Source organism: Lederbergia sp. B243.17, from assembly GCF_057657925.1.
The window spans coordinates 40,325-61,075 of the sequence record NZ_JBWBKF010000093.1; the positions used below are offsets into that span (position 1 = coordinate 40,325).

Annotated in this window: 20 protein-coding genes; 17 read left to right on the top strand and 3 right to left on the bottom strand. The window is 46.2% G+C overall.

Translation table 11 applies throughout. The features are described from left to right. Positions 1–30 precede the first annotated feature (30 nt). From AC0TWI_RS19600 to AC0TWI_RS19610, 3 genes are all read right to left on the bottom strand, one after another. Positions 31–624 (bottom strand): lysozyme inhibitor LprI family protein, encoded by a 594-nt coding sequence (locus AC0TWI_RS19600; protein WP_488128027.1) that lies wholly within the window; start codon positions 622–624, stop codon positions 31–33. 143 nt (positions 625–767) lie between these two features. Then, a complete protein-coding gene (locus tag AC0TWI_RS19605; RefSeq protein WP_488128028.1) occupies positions 768–1,457 on the bottom strand; it encodes a YjgB family protein in 690 nt (229 codons plus the stop codon). A gap of 282 nt (positions 1,458–1,739) precedes the next feature. After that, positions 1,740–2,600: a 5'-methylthioadenosine/S-adenosylhomocysteine nucleosidase gene (locus tag AC0TWI_RS19610; RefSeq protein WP_488128029.1), complete on the bottom strand. Its 861-nt coding sequence runs from the start codon at positions 2,598–2,600 to the stop codon at positions 1,740–1,742. Between the two features lie 358 nt (positions 2,601–2,958). On the opposite strand from AC0TWI_RS19610, the gene yfkAB reads away from it, so the two are divergent. The 17 genes from yfkAB (at position 2,959) to AC0TWI_RS19695 (ending at position 20,690) form a co-directional block, all read left to right on the top strand. Next, complete coding sequence (gene yfkAB, locus AC0TWI_RS19615; protein WP_488128030.1) at positions 2,959–4,095, top strand: radical SAM/CxCxxxxC motif protein YfkAB; 1,137 nt, start codon at positions 2,959–2,961, stop codon at positions 4,093–4,095. A 138-nt stretch (positions 4,096–4,233) separates the two neighbouring features. Then, the gene (locus AC0TWI_RS19620) at positions 4,234–4,452 is read left to right on the top strand and encodes a hypothetical protein (RefSeq protein WP_488128031.1); all 219 of its coding nucleotides are present in this window, start codon (positions 4,234–4,236) and stop codon (positions 4,450–4,452) included. Positions 4,453–4,496: 44 nt separating this feature from the next. Then, a complete protein-coding gene (gene rpiA, locus AC0TWI_RS19625; RefSeq protein ID WP_488128077.1) occupies positions 4,497–5,174 on the top strand; it encodes a ribose-5-phosphate isomerase RpiA in 678 nt (225 codons plus the stop codon). A gap of 115 nt (positions 5,175–5,289) precedes the next feature. After that, complete coding sequence (locus AC0TWI_RS19630) at positions 5,290–6,273, top strand: LacI family DNA-binding transcriptional regulator (protein WP_488128032.1); 984 nt, start codon at positions 5,290–5,292, stop codon at positions 6,271–6,273. Between the two features lie 36 nt (positions 6,274–6,309). Further along, entirely contained in the window at positions 6,310–7,044 is a 735-nt protein-coding gene (locus tag AC0TWI_RS19635; RefSeq protein ID WP_488128078.1) for an SDR family oxidoreductase, read from the top strand. A 264-nt stretch (positions 7,045–7,308) separates the two neighbouring features. Beyond that, positions 7,309–8,622 (top strand): ABC transporter substrate-binding protein, encoded by a 1,314-nt coding sequence (locus tag AC0TWI_RS19640; protein ID WP_488128033.1) that lies wholly within the window; start codon positions 7,309–7,311, stop codon positions 8,620–8,622. A gap of 101 nt (positions 8,623–8,723) precedes the next feature. Further along, the gene (locus AC0TWI_RS19645; RefSeq protein WP_488128034.1) at positions 8,724–10,052 is read left to right on the top strand and encodes a carbohydrate ABC transporter permease; all 1,329 of its coding nucleotides are present in this window, start codon (positions 8,724–8,726) and stop codon (positions 10,050–10,052) included. 12 nt (positions 10,053–10,064) lie between these two features. Further along, a complete protein-coding gene (locus AC0TWI_RS19650) occupies positions 10,065–10,886 on the top strand; it encodes a carbohydrate ABC transporter permease (RefSeq protein WP_488128035.1) in 822 nt (273 codons plus the stop codon). 118 nt (positions 10,887–11,004) lie between these two features. Continuing rightward, on the top strand, positions 11,005–12,087 hold the full coding sequence (locus tag AC0TWI_RS19655) for a Gfo/Idh/MocA family protein (RefSeq protein ID WP_488128036.1): 1,083 nt from the start codon (positions 11,005–11,007) through the stop codon (positions 12,085–12,087). A 151-nt stretch (positions 12,088–12,238) separates the two neighbouring features. Next, complete coding sequence (locus AC0TWI_RS19660; protein ID WP_488128037.1) at positions 12,239–12,961, top strand: ThuA domain-containing protein; 723 nt, start codon at positions 12,239–12,241, stop codon at positions 12,959–12,961. Positions 12,962–12,995: 34 nt separating this feature from the next. Further along, on the top strand, positions 12,996–14,012 hold the full coding sequence (locus AC0TWI_RS19665; protein WP_488128038.1) for a Gfo/Idh/MocA family protein: 1,017 nt from the start codon (positions 12,996–12,998) through the stop codon (positions 14,010–14,012). Between the two features lie 33 nt (positions 14,013–14,045). Then, positions 14,046–15,014, top strand: a complete 969-nt coding sequence (locus tag AC0TWI_RS19670; RefSeq protein ID WP_488128039.1) for a sugar phosphate isomerase/epimerase family protein — start codon at positions 14,046–14,048, stop codon at positions 15,012–15,014. A gap of 583 nt (positions 15,015–15,597) precedes the next feature. After that, a complete protein-coding gene (locus AC0TWI_RS19675; RefSeq protein ID WP_488128040.1) occupies positions 15,598–16,626 on the top strand; it encodes an SIS domain-containing protein in 1,029 nt (342 codons plus the stop codon). 51 nt (positions 16,627–16,677) lie between these two features. Next, positions 16,678–17,952: an ABC transporter substrate-binding protein gene (locus AC0TWI_RS19680; protein WP_488128041.1), complete on the top strand. Its 1,275-nt coding sequence runs from the start codon at positions 16,678–16,680 to the stop codon at positions 17,950–17,952. A 145-nt stretch (positions 17,953–18,097) separates the two neighbouring features. Next, positions 18,098–18,982, top strand: coding sequence for a carbohydrate ABC transporter permease (locus AC0TWI_RS19685; protein WP_488128042.1), 885 nt, complete (start codon positions 18,098–18,100; stop codon positions 18,980–18,982). Between the two features lie 2 nt (positions 18,983–18,984). Beyond that, positions 18,985–19,833, top strand: coding sequence for a carbohydrate ABC transporter permease (locus AC0TWI_RS19690; RefSeq protein ID WP_488128043.1), 849 nt, complete (start codon positions 18,985–18,987; stop codon positions 19,831–19,833). 23 nt (positions 19,834–19,856) lie between these two features. Beyond that, complete coding sequence (locus AC0TWI_RS19695) at positions 19,857–20,690, top strand: PfkB family carbohydrate kinase (protein ID WP_488128044.1); 834 nt, start codon at positions 19,857–19,859, stop codon at positions 20,688–20,690. Positions 20,691–20,751: the final 61 nt, after the last annotated feature.

Below are 20,751 nucleotides of genomic sequence, written 5' to 3' on the forward strand. Positions count from 1 at the left end.
TTGATTGATACTGATAAGGACTCATCGACCTCAATTTAAATAGTTCTCCACCAACTCAAAGCATCTCGCTTCCGCCAGTTTGTTTTCAACCGCTACATATTCCAGCTGTTCCATTGTGCCGCCTTCATATTTCAAAGAAGCCTCTTTCGCCTTCTGATCTCGGCTTTTTATCCATTCGCGCTGCTCGTTTCTTAGTTGATCCATCTTTTCTGCCGGCAGTTGCTTTTGCAAAACTCCATAAATTTCATTCAGCAATCCATCCCAAATATCATAGATATCCCCTTCGGCCTTTTTCATTGCGAAGGTTGTATCGTCCTCCGGATTTTCCCGCATATGATCGGTTTTCTGTTTCGTCTCATTTAAGCGGAGGAGGTACTCATCCTTTAAATTGTTCGTCTCATCGGCTGGGACTTCCTTTTCAGCTGTTTCATCCTTGTCCTTATCCGCTGTGATATCTTGCTCATCTTCCGTTTCTGCCATTTCCTTCGACGGTTCGGGCTGAGCTGGCACTTCTTTTTTTGGTTGATTTTCGCTTTGCTTTTGTGGTTTATCCGACTCACATGCAGCCAGCAGCAACAGGATTGATGCCAGCGTCGCAAATAGGACATGCCTTTTTTTTCTCATGCTAAAAACCTCTCTTTTTCTTTAAATCTCTTGATGTGTTTCACTATCGAATTTCTCTTTTCACAACCTACCATACTGGAAACTTCTCAGCAACCTTCCCATAAATTAAGAAAGCAGCGAAAATTGCTCGCTGCCAAGGATTATTACTTCCAGCCTTTCAAGTTCACATGATCAGGAGTGCCATTGTCGCCGATGATAAATTGGAGCTCATAATCGCCGACGTGATACACATAATTCTTTTCGCCAGTTGCTTCTATCTTCCGAATTTCCTCAGGCTCCCCTAGCTGTTCTTCCAGATCCTTAATTGCAATGCCTCCAAGGTTTGTCTGGCGTTCAACTTGTGTTCCAAAATAACGCGCCTCTTTCATAACACCTTTTTCGTCATAGGAGAAGGCCATGGAAGGGTTCCCCATCGAGCCGTTATAACGGTCATAGCCATTTTCCGATATTTCCGGATCGCCTATTCGCTTGTGAACGTCCTCTTTAGTTGTTTTGCCGACATAGAACTCTTCCTGCTTATAGACTTTCCCTTCTTTTGCTTCCTTTACAAGCTCACGAAGCGTATTGAGCGCCATTTCTTTCTGTTCTTTATCAATCGCAGGCCCGTCCGGATTCGTTTGTTCTTCACCAGCCGCAGTTTCGTTTGGTTTCTTTTGATCTTCGCCGCCTGGTTTATCTGCGTTCTCTTGTCCTTTTTCTTTAGCGGGCGCTGCAGTATTATCCGGGGAGGTCGCCTTGCCGGTTGTTTCTTTTTGTTTGTCCTCGTTCCCTGTGCCGGAGCAGCCGGCCACCAAGATGACAGCGAGAATGGAAATGAGCCATTTTGTTTTCATTGTTCCACAGCCTTTCTATTAGCGGTTTTGGATGGTAGATTATAAATTCCCTTTATAGAAGAGGCTGAAACGGACAATTGTTGAGCCAGTCCCTCACTTGAATAAAGTGAATCTAAGTATTTAGTATACTGCAGGAAAAGAGGATATTCGATTAAAATTATTCAGTTTTTAGCTCCGTTCAGCAAAATTTTTCCACCATGGTTCACAAAGCGGTAACATATGCGGATAAACAAAAACAGTACAAACCGTAAACTTGGTTTGTACTGCCCAAATGCTCACATGTTACTTTCCTATCGCTTTGACAATGTCAACGGCAAATTCGGCGCCGTATTTGCCTGCGGTTTCCAAGTCCTCGATTTTGTCTCCTGAAACCTCCGAGTTGGAAATGGTACGAACTGAGAGGAAGGGTACTCCAAATCCTTTTGCTACTTGGGCGACGGCGGCAGCTTCCATCTCTTCTGCGCTTGTTCCGGCTTTTTCATGAAGCCACTTGATGCGGTCCACTTCCCGGTTCCAGAAGTCTGCGCTTCCAATTTTACCTTTCACTACCTTACCATGTTTATAGTGATCTGTAACGGACAATACAACTTTGACCAGTTCTGGATCGCTTGCAAAGGACTCGTATTCTTTCAACTCTTTGTTTTCTCTCATGCCTGTGGTCATGAAGTTCCAATCCTCGGGTTTCATTCCTTGCCCTTCATCCATATGTTCAGTGCGCATGTTCCCGATATTCATAACTTCTGTTCCGATGACAGTATCGAAAACATGCAAGTTTGGATCATGGCCGCCTGCGGTTCCCTGATTGATGATTACCCTTGGTTGATACTTTTCGATGAGCACGGCGGTCGAAGCGGCAGCATGAACCATGCCGATTTCCGTACGGGAGATTACGACTGGGATGTCATCAATCTTTCCGGCATAAAAAGTGTAATTTCCCTGTTTCTCTTCTTTATAGTCTTTCATTGCCCCAAGCAGTGCCGAGATTTCCATATCCATAGCCCCTTGTACGGCAATTGGCTGTTCCTCTTTCTTTTCCCTCTGCGGAGCGGTATCTTTCCCTCCTGGAGAGGTTGAACAACCAGCGAGCAATAAAGCCCCTATCATAATAGCAATTAAAAAACGTCCGGACTGCTCTTTTTTCATAATTTTCGTATCCTCCTGATTTAAAATACGAACATTTTATTAATAATAGAATGAAATGTCCGTTATTAGATTTTTTATTCTATAGGGGTTGGGGCATTAAATCAACGTTAAAATGAATTATTTATTCCCGGGTCGTTCGTAAACTGCTCCTAACCTGGATTTTTTTGGGTAAATGGTCCTTGCACCAGGGAATTTATTCATAGCTTCGAATCAAGGTATTTTGTTGGAACGACGAGGGGGAGATACCTTGTAAAAGATAGTCCGCCAGCCCTGTTCCCCCGCATCGACCCGATTCCTGTGATAAAATTTATAAGGGAATGATAGACTAGAGTAATGAAGAGTCAAAAGGAGACGGAGCATGACCACGATTAAAGAAAGACCCCATACGATGAGCCCGCAATACGATCCCTGGGAAAGCTATTTGGATGTGCAAGAATATGGCAAGCTGACGCTGTCAAATATCGAATTTACGACAACCTATCTGTGCAATATGCGCTGTGAGCATTGTGCAGTAGGATATACACTGCAGCATAAAGATCCGGACGCGCTGCCGATTGAACTTTTGACAAAGAGACTTGATGAGATTCCGCATTTGCGCGCCATCAGCATTACGGGCGGAGAGCCGATGTTTTCCAAAAAGTCGGTGGAGCAATATGTGCTGCCATTGTTGCAATATGCCCATGAACGAGGAGTACGGACGCAAATCAATTCAAACCTGACGATGCCGTTGGAACGCTATATGCTAATTGCGCCATACTTGGATGTCCTGCATATTTCACACAACTGGGGAACGGTCGATGATTTTATCGACGGCGGTTTTGCGAATATGGAAAGGAAGCCGCCACGTGAACGGAGAGCGGAGCAGTTCCAGCGGATGATTGATAATAGCCGTGCCTTGGCTGAAGCGGGGGTCCTTGTTTCGGCGGAAACGATGTTGAATAAGCGGACACTGCCTCATCTGGAACATATTCACAAACAGATTGTAGAGGAGATGAAGTGCGCAAGGCACGAGATTCACCCGATGTACCCGAGCGATTTCGCCGCAGACCTCGAAGTGCTTTCATTGGACGAAATCCGCGGGGCCATCCATCGGATTCTCGATTATCGGAATGAGGATGTATGGATGCTGTTCGGGACGCTTCCTTTTTATGCGTGCAGCAGCAATGAAGCGGACGTCGCTTTGTTGAAACGGCTGTACAGCAGCAAAAATGTTTCGCTCCGAAATGACCCGGACGGAAGATCACGTTTAAATGTGAATATCTTTACAGGGGAAGTCATCGTTACGGATTTCGGGGATACGCCTCCGCTTGGCAACATTCAGACTGAAGCGCTCCCTTCGATGTACGACCGCTGGATCGGCCAGCCGCTTGCCAAATCATTGAATTGTCATTGCCCGGCCGTCAAATGCCTCGGACCGAATATCCTTGTAAAAAGTGCTTACTATAAAGATGTGGATTTTCAGAAGAGAAAGGCTGATGAGTCTTTGCAAATCTGATAGTGTTCATTTTAGACCTTGATCGGCTCCGACCTTTCAAGGTCTTTTCCTGTTTGGCTTGTAAAAGAGGGTTTTCCCATCCGATGAAGAATGTCTAGACGCATGACAGGATCTCGAAGCGAAAACAGAGGCTTTCCTATGCAGCATGAACTGAGCATCGAAGAATTTAATCACTTTGCCCTGCGAACGGACGGAATAAGGAGAGGCAGCCTCATGAAGGTGCTCGCTTATTTGCAAATGGAAAACGACACAGCCGCTGTAAAGCTTGCCGCCAGCGAGCTTGAAACTGGAGAGACAGGCGGGTACAAAAACAATGGGAAGGATATATATGAACATGTTGTTTTGAATGATTCATAAAGGAGTACAATATACTGTAACAGGAATGAGGAGGCAATTCTTTGATGAAATCTACAGATGTGATGAAAAAGGCAGCGGGGGAACGGGCCGCGGAATTTGTTGAGGATGGCATGGTTCTTGGATTGGGCTCAGGTTCCACGGTATATTGGTTTTTAAAAAGATTGGGAGAGCGGGTACAAGAGGGATTATGCATAAAAGGGATCCCTTCATCTTTCACAACTGAAAAATGGGCTGAAGAATTCAACATTCCACTGACTGACTTTTCCAATGCCAATGGGTTAGATTTAGCCGTAGATGGAGCAGATGAAATTGATGGGGAACTTAATCTGATCAAAGGCGGGGGAGGTTCACTGCTGCGCGAGAAATTGGTCGATGTTCAGGCGGGCAAACTTATCATTATTGCAGATGAATCCAAAATGGTGGAACAACTGGGGACATTTCCTCTTCCCATCGAAGTCGTTACATTTGGATGGGAGACTACGGCAAAAAGGATTGAAGGTTTAGGGGCAATGCCTTTATTGAGAAAAAGAGACGGTGACATCTTCATTACGGATAATGGCAACTATATTCTGGATTGCCCGTTTGCACTCATTCCCGATCCGGCTGAATTGCATGATCAGCTAAAACAGTTAGTAGGTGTTGTGGAAACAGGCCTGTTTGTTGGCATGACAGATACCGTTATTATTGCTGGAGAAGGAGAAGTGAAAGTCCTCCATAAATAATACGGATTTATTCTTTTTAGCAGAATGGTGGCGAACACTTGCTATTGACACAACCCCCAACCAACCTTACTATTGATGTAATCGATTACAAAGAGATGAGACAGAAGGTGGTTGGATGGCGACAATACAGGAAGTCGCTAAGAAAGCGGGGGTTTCGGTTGCTACGGTTTCACGGGTGCTGAACAGTCCGGAGAAGGTTTCATTGAAGGCGAGGAACAAGGTAGCGGAGGCGATCAGGGAGCTTAATTACGAGCCGAGTGCGCTCGGAAGGAATCTGCGGAATTCGGAAAGCCGGCTTTTGCTCGTCATGCTGCCGACGATTTCCAATCCGTTTTACTCGGATATCATCAAAGGGATTGAAGATACGGCAATCGAAAAAGGATATAACATTCTTCTCTGCCAAACCGATTCCAATCCGGAGCGGGAGGCGATTTACTTCAATATGATCCGGAACCGGCTTGCCGACGGAATCATTTTGATGGATCCGACGGTGAATCAGCAGCATCTTCATGAGCTGGCAAGTAAATATCCGGTCGTCCGCTGCAGTGAGTTTGATGAAGATAAAAGTATTCCATTCGTTTCCATCGACAATGAATTGGCTGCTTACCAGGCAGTGAGGCATCTGATCCGTCTTGGCAATCGCAAAGTGGCGATGATCAATTCAGATGAGAAGTATCTCTATGCCCGCGAGCGCAGGGCAGGGTACGAGCGGGTTTTGAAGGAATTCGGCATTCCGGTTGAAAAGAAGTGGATCTACCATACGAGCGGCGTTGACTTCGAAAGCGGCCGGCAAGCGATGCGGGCACTGCTCAGTCTTGATGATCGTCCTTCTGCTGTATTTGCGGTTTCGGATATGCTGGCGATCGGGGCTTTGAAGGAAATTCATGCAAACGGGTATCGGGTACCGGATGATATCGCCATCATCGGCTTTGATAAGATCAGTTTTTCAAATATGACCTACCCTTCTTTGACGACGGTCTCCCAGCCGATGTACCGGATGGGCAGTGTGTCGGCAGAAATGATCATTGAAAAGATAAGAGGCAAAGAGGTAGAGAGTTTGATATTGGAGCATGAATTGATTATTCGCGAGTCAACATAAGGGAGGCGGTTCATTGTGTATGGGCTGAGAGGGAAAATGGCAATCGTGACAGGTGTCAGTCACAGCCGGGGAATCGGTGCTGCCACATGCCGAAAACTGGCAGAGAACGGAGCCGATATTTACTTTACGCATTGGCAGGCTGAAACTGGATGGGTGGAGAACTTCCGCCGGGAAATTGAATCATTCGGCGTTCGTTGCGCTGAGGGGGCAGCAGATTTGGCTGATCCTGAAACTCCAGCGGATATAATCGGCCAGGCTTCTCAACTGTTCCGTTTTCCGGAGATTTTGATTAATAACGCAGCGTTTTCCGAGCGGGACGGGTACCGGAAGCTGGATGCCAAAATACTTGATGCCCATTATGCAGTAAATATAAGAGGGACCTTTCTTCTGTGTGTGGAATTTGCCCGTCGATTTGAAAGATCGGGATTGAAGAGCGGTCGAATTATTAATCTCACTTCCGGTCAGGAGCAGGGACCGATGATGGAGGAACTGGCGTATAGTGCGACGAAGGCGGCAATTTCCTCGTTCACCCTTTCGCTGTCGGCGGAGGTGGCACCGCTTGGTCTGACTGTCAATGCGGTGAACCCGGGACCGACTGATACAGGCTGGATGACGGATGGAATGAAGGCGGAGCTGGAGCCGAAATTCAGATTGGGAAGGGCAGGACTGCCGGAAGACGCGGCGAAAATCATTGCTTTTCTTGCCGGTGAGGAAGCCGGATGGATTACAGGCCAAACGATTCATTCGGAGGGCGGCTTTTTGAGAGGATAGTCGGATTTTAAAATTTTTTAATGTTTTTAATTGACTTATAATTGGCGTGCTGTATAATGATCGGTAAATGTAATCGTTTTCAAAATGACATCGTGAGAGTTGGACTGCCTTGAGCTCCCAGGTACTATTTTTAGTGGTAACAGGAGGTGAAACGATCGTTCGATAAAGGGAAGTAGCTTTCAAAGTAAATGTAATCGATATCATTTTTTCGGAAATTGAAGTTTGATAGCTTACGATACTTAACGAATGTGAGGGGGATATCTCATGAAAACACGGAAGAATCTGTTGGCAACTGTATTCATTTTCAGTTTGATCCTTGTATTGGCGGCCTGCGGAGGGAAGGAAACGGGCAGCAGCGAACCGGGAAAAGATTCCGATGGAAAAGACAGCGGCAAAAAAGAAGAACAGGTAACGATTGTTTATGCGCGCGGGGTGGATACAACACCGGCAACGGAAGAAGTAATCAAAGCATTTGAGGCAGCACATCCGAATATCAAAGTGGAACAGAGAGAAATGCCGGCTGATACCGGACAGTCTCACGATCAATATGTAACCGCATTCAGTTCGAAGAGTTCGGAGATTGATGTTTTTAATGCCGATGTCATTTGGCCGGCCGAGTTCGGACAGGCAAACTATGCGTTGGAGCTTGACCGATTCATCCAGAGGGACGGAATTGATATGGATTCATACTTCCCGGGAACCGTTGCGGCCGGAAAGTATAACGGCAAGCAGTGGGCGATGCCGCAATATACGGACGCCGGTGTCTTCTATTACCGCACTGATATTGTGGAAGAACCGCCAAAAACATGGGATGAACTGATGGAGATGGCCTCCTCTCTCAAAGGTGAAAACGGAACTGAGTTCGGCTATATTATGCAAGCGGCCCAGTATGAAGGGCTGATCACCAATGCAATTGAATACATCGCTTCATACGGCGGCCAGGTTGTCGATGAGAACAACAATGTCGTTGTCAACAGCCCTGAGACGGTCAAGGCGATTGCAAAAATGAAGGAAGTTGTAGGATCCGATTTTGTACCAGAGAACATTTTGAACTTTAAAGAAATCGAAACGGAAAATGCCTGGATTGAGGGGAAATCAGTGTTCGCACGAAACTGGCCGTACATGATGTCTTCCTCCAATGATAAGGAACGCTCACAGATCGTCGACAAGGTGGAAATGGCGATGCTCCCGGCGGGGGATGCAGGAAATGCAGCAGCACTTGGAGGCTGGATGACGATGATCAACCGTTATTCAGAGCATCCGGAAGAGGCATGGGAATTTATTAAATTCATTTCCGGACCGGAAGGACAAAAGATTTCAGCAGTAAATGGAGGCAGGGCGCCAACAATCGAGAAATTGTACGATGACCCGGAAGTGCAGGCAGTAAGCTCGCTCTTTGCGAACCCTGAGTTCAGAAAGGTATTGCAATCAGCTGTGCCGCGTCCTGTTTCACCAATTTATCCGAAGATTTCCGATATCATGCAGATTGAAATTTCTAAGGTGTTGACAGGAGATCAGACACCGGAAGAAGCAGCGGAAAATATGCAGACGAAGATGGAACAGGCAATAAAGGAATGAGGCAGCGGATCCTTGATTAACAAAAAAAGCAAGATGGGCGAAATCTCTCATCTTGCTTTTTATTCATCATGGTGCCGGGCTTCCCAGCGGGGGTGAATAGAATGGAAAAAAAGAAACGCCAATTCCAATTGAGTGAAAAACAACTCGGGTATGCAATGGTCATCCCATCTTTGATCCTCGTTTTCGTCGTTGTTCTCTGGCCGGTTGCACAGTCCTTCTATAACAGCTTGTTTGATTACAGGCTGAATGACCCATCGCGTTCCCAGCGGATGCTGAATGCGACAATCGATTTAGAGCGCTATGTGGACAATCATTTTTTTCTCGGCAGCCAGCTCGATGATTTGAAAAGCAAAGCCGGCGGCGGGGATGCTGTTCAAACGATCGACACTATCAAAGAGGGAATTGACCATTACCACGAAGAGCTTGCAAGCGACGATACCATCAAAAGGAAAATGGAACAAGTGGATGAGTTGCTCGCCAGTTTCAAGCCGGTAAAAGACCAGGAGCTAAAATACTCGAAAATTGATAATGACTTTGCGGAGGAATACCGCGGGAAGCTGAATGAGTATGCGAAGGACCTTACCGACATTTCAGCATCGATTGAGGACCCGGCGGTAAGCGGCCAATTTCAGCAGACTGCGGACTTGCTCCAAGCTACAGGCGGTTCAATCCTCAAATCCAATTTTGTCGGGGCGAAAAATTACGGCAAATACATGAAAGACAAACGGATGTGGAAATCCCTCTGGAATACGACATTTTTCACTGTTGTTTCGGTCGTGCTTGAGCTTGTAATTGGTTTACTGATTGCGCTTCTGATCAACCGTTCCTTCAAAGGCAGGGGTTTTATACGCGCCTCCGTGCTGATTCCGTGGGCCATTCCGACCGCGGTTGCCGCTATGATGTGGGGTTTCCTCTATGACGGGCAGTCGGGTATCATCGCCCATTACTTGTCATCGCTCCATCTGATCCCGAACAAGTCGTGGCTGTTATCGACTTCAAACGGCGGATTGTTTTCCATCATTCTCGCAGACGTTTGGAAAACGACCCCTTATATGGCGCTCTTGCTGCTCGCAGGGTTGCAGACGATTCCGCAGTCCCTGTATGAAGCTTCGGATGTGGACGGGGCGTCCAAGTACCAGCAGTTCTGGAAAATTACTCTTCCATTGCTGAAGTCATCGATTTTAGTCGCCTTGCTGTTTCGGACGCTTGATGCATTCAGGGTCTTCGACTTGATTTATGTGCTGACAGGAGGAGGACCGGCGAATGCGACAGAGTCCATTTCCGTCTATGCTTACAAAACGCTGTTCGCCCAGCAGAACTTCGGAGAAGGCTCGGTCCTGTCGGTCATCGTCTTTCTATGTGTAGGCCTCATCAGTTTCGCATATGTAAAACTGATCGGCTCCGAGCTGTTTGCAGGGCGTACGAAATGAGGAGGGTGCAGGATGAATAAGCGAGGAGGAATCGGTTTTTACATTTTTCTGGCGGTGTTTGTCTTCCTGGTCATGTTCCCGTTTATCTGGGTGTTTTTAACATCGATCAAGCCGCCCGGCGAAATCTTTTCGTCGTTCAAATGGTTTACTTCCAATCCGTCACTGGATTCATATGATGCGGCATTGTCAAACCGGCCGCTGCTCCGCTATATGCTGAACAGCTTCGTCGTCTCGGCGTTGACAACGATTCTGTCGCTTGGATTTGCATCATTCACGGCGTATGCCGTCACGAGGCTGCCGATTAAAGGGAAAGGGTTGATCCTCGGCCTCGTGCTTGCCGCTTCGATGTTCCCGCAAATCGCAATCATTTCGCCGATGTTCAACTTGGTGACTGGTCTCGGTCTGCGGAACAGCTACCTTGGGCTTGTCATTCCGTATATTACGATCAGCTTGCCGCTGGCGATCTGGATTTTGTCTACTTTCTTTCAGAAAATTCCATTTGAGCTGGAGGAGTCGGCAAAGCTTGATGGAGCAAGTCCGTTTCAGACGTTCCGCAAGGTCATTTTTCCGCTTGCGGCGCCGGGTGTGTTTACGACGGGAATTCTCGTCTTTATCGCGGCCTGGAATGAATACTTATTTGCACTGACGATTAACAGTGATGATGTTTGGCGGACAGTTCCGGTCGGCATCTCTATGTACCAGAGCCAATATACAATTCCATGGGGGGACATTTCAGCGGCAACCGTCATTGTGACCATCCCGATTGTCGTTCTCGTCCTGATTTTCCAACGGAGAATTGTCTCCGGCCTGACGTCGGGCTCGGTGAAGGAATAATCGTGAAGCTAAAGGACGGGTTGTCCCTTAAAACCACTGTTTGCTGGCAGTCTTTGCAGCAGTGGAAATATGCAGGATAAGTGAAAGAGTTCTATTCAGAGAAAGGGTGTAGAGAGAGATGGAGAAGATCGTAAACATTGGCATTATCGGCTGTGGAGGTATTGCGTTAGGCAAGCATTTGCCGAGCCTTGCAAAATTGGACAATGTAAAACTCGTTGCTTTTTGTGACATTGAATTGGAGAAGGCGCAAGCGGCAGCTTCACAGTTCGGCGAGGAGGGGGCTTCTGTCCATTCCGATTATCGGGAACTTTTAAAAGATAAGGCAATCGATGCGGTTCATGTGTGTACGCCGAACAGCTCTCATGCGGAAATTTCGATTGCCGCACTTGAAGCTGGGAAACATGTCATGTGTGAAAAGCCGATGGCAAAAACATCCGAGGAAGCGAAGGCGATGCTTGAAGCTGCCGAAAGAACCGGAAAGAAACTGACGATCGGCTATCAGAACCGTTTCCGTCCAGACAGTCAATATTTGCAAGGGCTATGCAAGAGAGGCGATCTTGGGGACATCTATTTTGCCAAAGCTCATGCAATCCGCAGGCGTGCCGTCCCGACATGGGGGGTATTCCTCGATGAAGAAAAGCAGGGTGGAGGCCCGTTGATTGACATCGGCACTCATGCTTTGGATTTGACCCTGTGGATGATGGACAACTATGAACCCGAGTCGGTTATGGGCTCGTCTTTTCACAAGCTGAGCAAAAAGGCCGATGCAGCGAATGCCTGGGGGCCATGGGATCCGGAGAAGTTTACAGTTGAGGATTCGGCCTTTGGGTTCATCCGGATGAAAAATGGAGCTACGATCATGCTTGAATCAAGCTGGGCGCTCAATTCACTGGAAGTGGATGAAGCGAAGTGCTCCCTTTCCGGGACGGAAGGGGGCGCCGATATGAAAGACGGCTTGCGGATCAACGGCGAGGAGTTCGGCAAGCTGTATACAACAAAAATTGAACTCGACAATAGCGGGGTCGACTTTTATGAGGGAGAGACAGAGGATGCGGCAGATTTGGAAGCGCGACTCTGGATTGATGCCATCATCCATGATACCGATGTACTCGTGAAGCCGGAGGAGGCGCTCGTTGTCACAAAAATCCTCGAAGCGATTTATGAGTCGGCCAAAAGTGGAAAAGCCGTTTATTTTGACTGAGAGAAAAAAGCTGTCTAGCACCAGCGCCTAGCCCCTCGAGGTGACAAGTCACTCTCTGTGGCAGCTGAAAAACTATTCCTCGGGAATTGACCTATGCTTGTCGGGCTGAGCAAGGCGCTTACACTTTTTTTAATGATTAGGAGGGAATTTGATGAATATATTGGTTTGGAATGAATATCGTCATGAAAAGGAAAATGAAACGGTGCGGAATATTTATCCTGAAGGAATTCACCGTACGATCGCAGGTTTTCTAGAGGAAGACGGGCATCAAGTGTCGACTGCGACGCTTGATGAGCCTGAGCATGGACTTACGGAAGAAAAATTGGCGGAGACCGATGTGCTCGTCTGGTGGGGGCATAAAGCCCATGATGAAGTCGAAGATGAGATTGCCGAAAGGGTGAAGGAGCGGGTGCTTGCAGGGATGGGGCTGATTGTGCTTCATTCCGGTCACTTCTCCAAAATTTTCAAAAAGCTGATGGGCACTTCCTGTGACTTGAAGTGGCGGGAAGCGGACGACAAAGAGAGGCTTTGGATAGTTGACCCGAGCCATCCGATCACGGAAGGTCTCGGCGAGTATATTGAGCTTGAGAAAGAAGAGATGTACGGGGAGCATTTTGACATCCCGGCACCGGACGAAGTCGTCTTCATCAGCTGGTTTGAAGGAGGAGAAGTGTTCCGGAGCGGCGCCACATTCAAACGGGGCAACGGGAAGATCTTCTACTTCCGTCCGGGCCATGAAACGTATCCGACTTACCATAACAAAGAGATTCAAAAGGTAATCCAAAATGGGGTGAAATGGGCATGCGGCTCCGGAAGGCCGAGACCAGTATACGGAAACGCTAAACCGCTGGAAACGATCACGAGCAAATCCTGATACATCGAAGTCCTTAAACATTGGAGAGGGTAACATGCAGAAATTGAAAATGGGAATCATCGGAACAGGCGGAATTGCCCAGAGCAGGCATATCCCGGCTTACCTCAGCTTGGGAGAAATCGTTGAAGTAACAGCTTTGACCGACAGCAATCCCGAGCGGGCAAAAGAAGCGGCAGAAAAATTCGATGTTCCGTTTGTATGCGAAACATATGAGGAGCTGTTCTCCAAAGTTGATGCGGTGACCATCTGTACGCCGAACAAGTTCCATGCGGAAATTGCGATTGCTGCCTTAGAGGCGGGCGTCCATGTCCTGTGCGAGAAGCCGATGGCGATGACAACTGCAGAATGTTTGGCGATGCAGAGTGCAGCCGAACGGTCGGGGAAAATCCTGACCATCGCCTATCATTACCGTTTTACCGATGCACTCCAGACAGCGAAAAAAGCAATGCTTGATGGAATTGCCGGAGATCCGCTCGTCGTCAGAGTGCGGGCGATGCGCAGAAGGAAAGTTCCTGGCTGGGGAGTGTTCACCAACCGTGAATTGCAGGGCGGAGGCAGCTTAATCGACTATGGTTGCCATTTGCTTGACGCGGCTTTGTGGTTGTTGGACAACCCAGAACCAGTTAAAGTCGTGGGTTCTACCTACAACAGTGTCAGCAAAAGGGCAGACCAATTGAATGACTGGGGAACGTTTGATTACGCGACATTTGACGTCGACGATCATGTCACCGCCTATATGACATTCGAGAACGGGGCATCGCTCCAGTTTGAATGTTCATGGGCTGCAAACATCAAGGAAGATACGATGCACCTCAGCCTATCGGGAACAGAAGGCGGGCTCAGTGTCTATCCATTTGAACTATACCAGCCTAAATATGGCACGTTCCTCGTCAGTGAAACGGATACCGCTGCCCATAACGAAGGGGAGGCCGGACTGCGGCAGGCTGAGAATTTTGTCAAAAGCTGCCTTGGTCTGGAAGAACCTGTAGTGAAGGTGGAACAGGCGATCCAGGTTAACCGGGTGATTGAGGAGATTTATCAAAGCAGCTGAATAAGAAGAAAGCTGGACAAGGGAGGCAGTCAAATGAAACTTGGTGTGTTTACCGTTCTATTCGCAGAGAAATCATTTGAGGAAATGCTCGATTATGTAAAAGACGCCGGCTTGCAAGCGGTGGAAATCGGTACGGGAGGAAACCCGGGGAATCATTTCTGCAATGTGGATGAACTGCTTGAGGATGAGAACAAGCGGAAGAAATACTTAGATCAAATTCATTCCCGCGGCTTAACGATCAGCGCGTTCAGCTGCCATAACAATCCGGTCTCTCCGGACAAAGCGGAAGCCCAAGAGTGTGATGAGACTTTACGTAAAACGATTCGGCTTGCAAAGCTGATGGATGTGCCGGTCGTCAATACATTTTCCGGCATACCGGGAGCGCATGAAGGGTCGAAAGTGCCAAACTGGCCGGTCACACCATGGCCGACGGTTTACTCTGATATCTATGAATGGCAATGGGAAAAGAAGCTGATCCCTTACTGGAAAGAGGTTGGCCAATACGCGAAAGACCACGGGGTCAAAATCGGCCTTGAGCTTCATGCGGGCTTCTCCGTCCACACTCCGCACACACTGTTGAAACTGCGTGAGGCGACATGCGATGCCATCGGAGCGAACCTGGATCCGAGTCATCTTTGGTGGCAGGGGATCGATCCGGTTGCAGCGATTAAAATTCTCGGAAAAGAGAATGCGATCCATCATTTCCATGCAAAAGACACATACATCGACCAGGACAACGTCAATATGTACGGCTTGACCGACATGCAGCCCTACTCAAAGGTCCAGACCCGCGGCTGGACCTTCCGTTCGGTCGGTTACGGACACAGCATCAAGGAATGGTCTGACATTATCAGCGCCCTGCGCACGTACGGGTATGATTATGTCATCAGTATCGAACACGAAGATCCGATCATGTCGATCGACGAAGGCTTCAGGCAAGCGGTAAAAAATCTGAAAGCGATCAATATCGAAGAAAAACCGGCGGATATGTGGTGGGCATGACCCGGTCAGGACTTCACTTTAAGGCAGCCCGCTGAAAAGTCAATAAAAGAACTGGAAACCGAGAATGGGGCGATTCCCTATTCTTGGTTTTTCCTTTGACCCCGTGGATCTGCGCTCCAGGCGGTCGTTTTCCGCGGGGCAAGGCTTCCTTTCGTGGATAAATGGAAAGTACCTACCGCCATATGGCAATCAAGGTACGCCTCAAGAAAAGTATGTATGTCTCAAGAAAAGTATGTATGTCTCAAGAAAAGTATGTACGCCTCGGCAAAAGTATCTACCGCCTCAGGAAAGTTATCTACCAATTTACCGAATTATCCCGAGCCAAAAACTCCTGTCGCCTGAAACTTGAGCCTCAGGCCAACTGGACGTCACCTTAAGGGAGAGTCTTTTTTGCTCTCTTCGTCCTCCCAGTAGGTAAATCAGAGTGAAAATTGGAGGAAAATTACAGACGTATATACCGAATGCACTGAATTAGTCAAATATATAAATAATTTAAAAAATACGATTGACACTCCGGTTTTACGAGTGTAAACTGATAAACAATATAACGTTATATGACGTTATAAAAATCGGAGGTGTAAACATGAAACAAGAGAATGGTGTTTTGGTACAAGAAGAGGTAAAGGGATTGAAGAAAATGAAGGGAGAACATGAGGAACAAATTAAACAAGTGGTAGAGGCTGTTAAGTCGAGGAATATTGAAAACGTATTCTTCGTTGCTTGTGGCGGTTCAATGGCAGCGCTATCATTCGGAGATTATTTCTTTACAAAAGAAACGGAACTTCCAAGCTTTGTGTATACATCAAATGAATTTATCCATAGAAATCCAAAGTCATTAGGGGAAAATAGTTTGGTCATCTTGCGATCACATTCCGGCACTACCCCTGAAACAGTGAAGGCAGCCACATTTGCTAGAGAAAAAGGAGCTTTGACAGCAGCCATTTCGATGGAAACGGAATCCCCTCTATGCAAAGAGGCTGAATTCACCATTCACTATAACTATAAAGACGGTTCTGATGCGATCGATGGAGAAACGGGAATCTACTATACATTGATTTTTGAATTGATGAATATTTTCTCCCCAAATGAAAAGTTTCAAAGATTTTTAGGGCAAATCGGCAATCTGCAGGGCTTAATTGATCGGAACGTAGCGCTATTCAGCAAACGCGCAGACGAATATGGAAGAAAAAATAAGCGAGAGAAATTAATTTATACGATGGCGAGCGGTGCTTATATCCATCATGCCTATTCGTTTACAAGCTGTTTGTTAATGGAGATGTTGTGGATCCATTCAAATGCCATCCATTCCGGCGAGTATTTCCACGGACCATTTGAAATCACCGATTACGATGTCCCATTCCTAATTGTGAAAGGCGATGGACCGAGCAGGCCGCTTGATGAAAGAGCGATCGACTTTGCTGAAAAGTTCAGCGAGAAGGTGGAAGTGGTAGATGTGGAAACCTTCGATTACAGCGGCATTGATAAGGATTTGGAGGAGTATTTCGGACCAGCTCTCGCAGGGTTTGTTTTGAGGCTTTATGCAGACGGGCTGGCAGAGCATACAGGACATCCGCTGTCCGTAAGAAGATATATGTGGAAAATGGACTATTGATCGCCGGATAAGTAAGAGGGATACCAATAAATTTGGAAATGGGGGTTTGTAATGAGAAAGGTATTTGCATGTTTGATCAGCCTTGTATTCGTGATATCTATATTGGGTGCTTGCAGTTCCGATGGCAAGCGTACCGTTGCAAAAGATGGGCAAGTTGAAATTAACTTTTTCCATAGGTGGCCCAATGAGCCAAGAAAGTCTTTCTATGACCAAAAAATCAAAGAGTATATGGAAAAGAACCCGAATGTACACATTAACGTTGATTCTGTCTTGAACGACTCCTATAAAGAAAAAATCAGGGTTTTGGTATCAAACGACAATTTACCTGATATTTTCTCAGCTTGGTCAAACTCCTTTGCAGAAAATCTGGTATCCTCCGGCAGAATAATGGAATTGAATGGGGTTATCGATGAGGATCAAGAGTGGGGGTCCAACATCATCGAGTCGCAATATGAAGGTTTTACTTTTGACGACGTTACGTATGGTATTCCTTTTACGGTTGATGGCAAGGCATTCTTCTATAACAAGAAGGTATTTGAGGAAAACGGCATCAGCATCCCGAAGACGTATGATGAGTTCATCGATGTTCTGGAAAGCCTTCAAAAAGCGGGTTATAAAGAACCTCTCGTTGAAGGACTGACGAATACATGGGCCATATCCCATTATCTTGGAACGATCTTTCAGCGAATTGTTGATCCTCAAGTTTTAGCACAAGATTATAGTTTGGAAACAGGCGAATTTTCCGACCCGGGTTACATTAGAGGTTTGGAGGTTTTTCAAGAGCTGACAAGCTATATGGGTGATGTATCTACAGCGATTGATCATGAGGCGGCAAGGAATATGTTTGCTGCTGGGGAGGTGCCGATTTTGTACATGCAATTTGCGGAAATTAAGCTTGTTCAGGAAATCGGCGATGTTGAAATTGGATTCTTTGATTTCCCGTCCTTCCCTGATGGAAAAGGCGACCAAACCGCCCTGACAGGTGCTCCGGAAGGATGGATGGTGAGCAAAAATGCACCGAAAGAAACGATCGATTTCTTAAAGTTCCTGACTTCAGAAGAAACGGCATTTGATTTCACGAAAGTGGACGGACAATTAAATGCAATCAAAGGTGCTGTTACATCAGACAATGTAAATGAAACAAGCTTGGAAGCTTACGATCTTATCCAGAACGCCTCCTCGACAGCTCCATGGTTTGACAATGCGGTGAATATTAACATTGCCGATGTGTTCATGCGTGGAGCCCAGGAATTGCCTGCAGGGCAAACAACACCTGAGGAGATTGTTAAAAAGGCTCAGAAAGAGGCTGCTAATCTTAAAAAGTAAAAGTGTCAGGCAGGATTGCATTATCTTAGATTAAGAGAAAGCAGATTGGTTTGTCCTACGGCCGCTCCGATTCTGGTTTAGATAATGACCGGAATTGGAGCTCTTTCTCTACTCTTTAGAAATTTTAATGAAAGCAGGTGTACCTATGACCGTTCGAAGAAACAAGCTTATACCAATTCTATTTTTGCTCCCCAGCCTGTTGTTCTTAGGAGTTTTTATCTATATCCCGCTCTTCCAGAACTTTTATAACAGCTTTTTTGAATTCAGTGTCTTTTCCCAGTCAAAAGAGTTCGTGGGGATCAGTGCATTCGTCAATCTGTTCCAAGACAAAGTCGTATTGACAGCCTTAATTAACAATATAAAGTACGCGGTCATATCGGTTATTTTCCAAATCGCCTTTGCTCTCGTACTTGCCGCTATATTAGAGGAGAAATTGTTTAGAAATGTAGCACCTTTTCTGCGTGTAATCTACTTCATACCAGTGATGATCTCTATTTCTGTTATCGCTCTGCTATTTAGCTTCATTTATAATCCTCAAATGGGGTTGTTAAACAGCTTTTTAAAGCTGATCGGATTGGAAAGCCTGGCCGCACCTTGGCTGGGCAATGCAGATACTTCTATCTATGCGGTCATCGCCATGTCCCAATGGCAGAGCATAGGATTTATTACGATGCTGTTTATTGTTGCGATTCAAAAAATACCGCATGATTTATATGAAGCGGCTGATATAGATGGGGCAGGCCGAATAAGAAAGTTTTTCAGCATTACCCTTCCTCAAGTAAAAGAGACGATGTTCGTAAACCTTCTCATCACTGTCACCGGATCCATGCTCGTTTTTAACGAACCATATATTTTAACGAACGGCGGCCCGGGTGTAAGTTCGATGACTTTATCGGTTTACATGTATCAGCAAGGATTCGTAAAGGACAACATGGGATACGCCTCTTCGGTTGCCACGCTGATTTTCATCCTTACTGCCATTTTCGCATTGATTCAAATAAGGGTCTCTGGGACTGGGAAGGATGAGTGAGAATGGGCAAATTATACAATGGCGGTAAAATGCAGAGCAGAGTTCAAAAGAATATCATTTTGCTCGGGCTCCTCCTGTTCGCGCTGATCATTCTTTATCCCCTGTTCTGGATGTTCGTATCGTCTTTTAAAAGTTATGATCAGATATATAAAAATGTATGGAGTCTTCCTACAGAGTGGCACTTTGAAAATTATTCCATGGCCTGGTCAAAAGGGATTTCCAGCTACTTCATGAATAGCTTGCTCGTTACGATTGCGACAATTGTCTTAGTCGTTATTATCGGTTCGATGGCTGCCTTTACACTGTCAAGGTACAAATCCAAATGGATTGATATTGCGCTGATTTTTACGATTGGCGGGATTATGATGAATCCTCAAGTAGCTCTTATCCCGTTATTCGAGCTGCTGACGATGATGGATCTGATCAATACCCGTTGGGCTTTAATTTTGACATATGTAGCTTATCGGCTGCCTTTGACCATCATTTTAATCAGGGCATTCTTCCTCAGTGTTCCAAGAGAATTGGAGGAATCGGCTATTATCGACGGTTGCAGTGAATTCGGAATCTATGCCAGAATATATTTGCCTCTATCCATTCCGATTATCATCACAACAATTGTGTTAACTGCTTATTTTGCCTGGAATGAATTTTTATTTGCAACCGTCTTCATAGATTCAAATGATTTGAAAACGATTCCTTCAGGGTTAATGAATTTTAGAGATGCGCTGAGAACGGATTGGGGAGTGCTGCTTGCGGGCATGGTAATCGCATCTTTACCAATGATTATATTGCTGATTTTCTTGCAAAAGTATCTTGTCAGAGGTCTTGCAGATGGATCGGTTAAAGGTTAATGAGATGAATGGGGGTAGTGAAAATGAATTTGATTGGTATTGGGGATAATGTGGTGGATTGTTATTTGGACCAAGGAAAATATTATCCCGGTGGAAATTGTGTTAACGTAGCGGTGAATGCCAAAAGGAATGGGGCCGAAAAAGTAGGTTATATAGGAATCTTTGCTACGGATGACAAGGCTGCTCATATAAAATATGCTTTGGGACAGGAATCGGTAGAGATTAATTATAGCAGGGTGGCAGAGGGCATCAGCGGTCAGCCGAGAGTTTCTCTTACGGAGGAAGGAGATCGAGAGTTCGTAGGAGGCCCAAAAAATACGGTGCAGCATCGCTTTAAAATTCAACTGACTCCTGAAGACATGGAATATGCTGCAAACTTCGATGTTTGTCATGTGAGCTGCTATTCCTCAATGGAAGGAGAATTATCAAAGCTGGCAAAGGTTGTCGATATCTCGTACGACTTCTCTGATAAAGCTGATTTGGCGTATGTCCATTCTATTGCAGAACATATTAAATACGCCTTCTTCTCTGTCTCTGAACTTACTCGTGAGGAATTGCAGACGTTTATTGAACAGGTGAAAAACTGCCGCTTTGAAATTGCTGTGTTCACGAGAGGGAGCTTACCGGCATTGTTTTTGAAAGACGGACAGCTGTACGAGCAAAAACTTCAACCGATCCATGTCGTGGATACAATGGGGGCGGGCGACAGTTTGATTGCAGGCTTCCTCGTGCATTATTTCAATGGGAGTGAGATTGAGAATGCCATAGAAAAAGCTACAGAATCTGCCGCGAATACATGTGGTTTTTATGGCGGGTTTGGTTACCCGAAGGAGCTGGAACAGTCTGTAAATATATGAAATTATGTAATTGCCATGTTATGATTATATACAAATGTAAGCGTTGTTTCTGGAATGGGAA